The sequence below is a fragment of the Haladaptatus sp. genome (genome assembly GCF_049589095.1).
Classification (GTDB): Archaea; Halobacteriota; Halobacteria; order Halobacteriales; family Haladaptataceae; genus Haladaptatus.
The window spans coordinates 1-2,145 of the sequence record NZ_JBAWAC010000403.1; the positions used below are offsets into that span (position 1 = coordinate 1).

General features: G+C 64.8%; 3 protein-coding genes. All 3 read right to left on the minus strand.

Annotated features, from left to right (window positions below; genetic code table 11):
* Positions 1-3 precede the first annotated feature (3 nt).
* A complete protein-coding gene (locus WBV42_RS12665; protein ID WP_423986351.1) occupies positions 4-201 on the minus strand; it encodes an HVO_0649 family zinc finger protein in 198 nt (65 codons plus the stop codon).
* 234 nt (positions 202-435) lie between these two features.
* Positions 436-1,218, minus strand: coding sequence for an inositol monophosphatase family protein (locus WBV42_RS12670; RefSeq protein WP_423986352.1), 783 nt, complete (start codon positions 1,216-1,218; stop codon positions 436-438).
* A 53-nt stretch (positions 1,219-1,271) separates the two neighbouring features.
* The gene (nadC, locus tag WBV42_RS12675; RefSeq protein ID WP_423986353.1) at positions 1,272-2,078 is read right to left on the minus strand and encodes a carboxylating nicotinate-nucleotide diphosphorylase; all 807 of its coding nucleotides are present in this window, start codon (positions 2,076-2,078) and stop codon (positions 1,272-1,274) included.
* Positions 2,079-2,145: the final 67 nt, after the last annotated feature.

Consider the following 2,145-nt stretch of genomic DNA (forward strand, 5'->3'; position numbering starts at 1 on the left):
AAACTAGTCGTATCGGAGCACGTGTGTCTCGATGCTATCACAGCGTGGGCAGACGTGTTGGTAATGGATTTCGTGGCCGCGCTTGGTCACGCTCCATCGGGCATCGAGGTCCACGTAACCACATTCGACGCACGCTCGTTCCTTCCTTTCGTAATGCTGCCGGAGCCGGTCGAACGGCGAGCGGTTGGCGTACGATTTCATGTGTTATCATTTGTCACGCTAAATCATAACAGTGTCTCCCTTCGAGTGTCACCCCCCGAGTGTCGCCTCCGAATCCACCGCGGTCGATATCGATCACTGCGGTCGAACCCCCGGTTTCGGTCGGTGTTTTCGCAATCGAAGCGCGAGCGACCCGGCGAAGAGGATTCCACGGAGCGAGCGTCCGAGCGGGGACGATAGCGGCCGCAACGACGCCGCTGCCGACCGGGAATCGAATCAGAAGAGGGATTCCAACGCCTCGAACGCGTCGTCGTTGGCCGCCGCGAGGTACAGGCCATCCTCGCGTAGCAGCCTCGCACCGCTTTCGCCCGCGAGCAACCACCCCGCGTGCTGTTCCACCGCGTCGGGATGGAAACAGACGACGGCTTCCAGTTTGCCGCGCGCGAGCAGTCCCCAATCCAGTGCGGGTGCCCAACTGCGCCACACCCGTTTACAACGAGTTCCGACCTCGGCCTCCAGTCGGTCGGCTTTCCCCCGCAGTTCGTCGTCCCGAAGCGCGTCCAACCCGAGGACGAACGACACCGTCGCGTTGTCGCTCGCAACGGCACTTTCGGCCCGAATCCGCTCCCCGTTCAGGGTGGCACCGCCGTCCCGTCGAGCGACGTACGTGTGATCGTGGAGCGGGTCGCACACCACCGACAACACGGGTACGTCCCCACGGAGGAGCGCGAGTGCGGTCCCGAAGTACGGAATCCCCGAACAGAAGTTGTTCGTCCCGTCGAGTGGGTCCACGACCCAGCGGTACGCGCCCGAACCCGAGCGCCGTCCGGACTCCTCGGCGTAAATCGCGTGATCCGGGAACTCGTCGGTCAGCACGTCCAAAATCCGCGTCTCCGCTTCCCTGTCGGCGAGCGCCTTCACGTCGTCCGGGCCGTATTCCGCGGCGAGCGATTCGGTCTCGAACTCGGATACAAGGTACTCGCCCGCAAGTTCACCGGCCCGAACGCCCGCCGCCTCGAACGAATCGAGGCGGCGCTCGTCCGGAAGATCGTTTTCCATAGGAGTAGTTGTCACCGAGCGGTAAAATTCGTCCCGGTCCCCGTCGCCCGATTTTACCCGGTTCGGAACGAGAAGTCCAGCGACGGCGCGCTGTGGGTCAGCACGCCGATGGAAATCACGTCCACGCCGGTTCCGGCGTAGTCGGGGACGGTTTCGAGGTCGATACCGCCGCTGGCTTCGGAGAGGACGCCGTCGGGCAGGAGTTCGACGCCCTTCTCGACTTCGGCAGGTGGAAGGTTATCGAACATGACGATGTCCGCGCCCGCTTCCGCCGCGCGACGACCGTCCTCCGGTCGTTCGACCTCCACCTCGATTTTCGTGGCGAACGACGCCAATTCCCGGAAGTGCTCGATCGCTCCGACCATCCCCATCTCCTCGATGTGGTTGTCCTTGACCATGACCATGCCCGACAGCGTGAGGCGGTGCGTGTCGCCGCCACCGGCGGCGACCGCCCGCTTTTCGATGCCGCGGAGGCCGGGCGTGGTTTTTCGTGTTCCTGCAATCGCCACGTCGTCGCTGACGAGTCTCGCGGCGGACACCGCTTCGGCCGTCTTCGTGGCGATTCCGGAGGTGTGGCCGACGAGGTTGACCGCGATTCGCTCCCCGCGGAGCACGTCGGTCGCCGAGCCGTGGACCTCGAAGACGGTCTCGCCCACGTCCACGTTCGCGCCGTTCTCGACCAGCGGGTTCGTCTCGCAGTCGAGGTAGTCGAACACGGCCAGCGCGGCGTCCAGTCCGGCGACGACGCCGGATTCCCGCGCGACGAGTCGCCCGACGGTATTCCCGGGAACGTGGTTGGTCACGTCGTGGTGGCCTACGTCCTCGCGGAGCCACCGCTCGACGTCGCTATCAGTCAGCATGGATTTCCTCCACGTGGTGGCAGCCGACGGATTCGGCGTCCATCGCGTCCCGGGCGATGAGCAGGGC

Bases quoted from the DNA above. Each gene is read 5' to 3' on its own strand.
- WBV42_RS12665 (WP_423986351.1), bottom strand. From the start codon at position 201: ATGAAATCGTACGCCAACCGCTCGCCGTTCGACCGGCTCCGGCAGCAT.
- WBV42_RS12670 (WP_423986352.1), bottom strand. From the start codon at position 1,218: ATGGAAAACGATCTTCCGGACGAGCGCCGCCTCGATTCGTTCGAGGCG.
- nadC (WP_423986353.1), bottom strand. From the start codon at position 2,078: ATGCTGACTGATAGCGACGTCGAGCGGTGGCTCCGCGAGGACGTAGGC.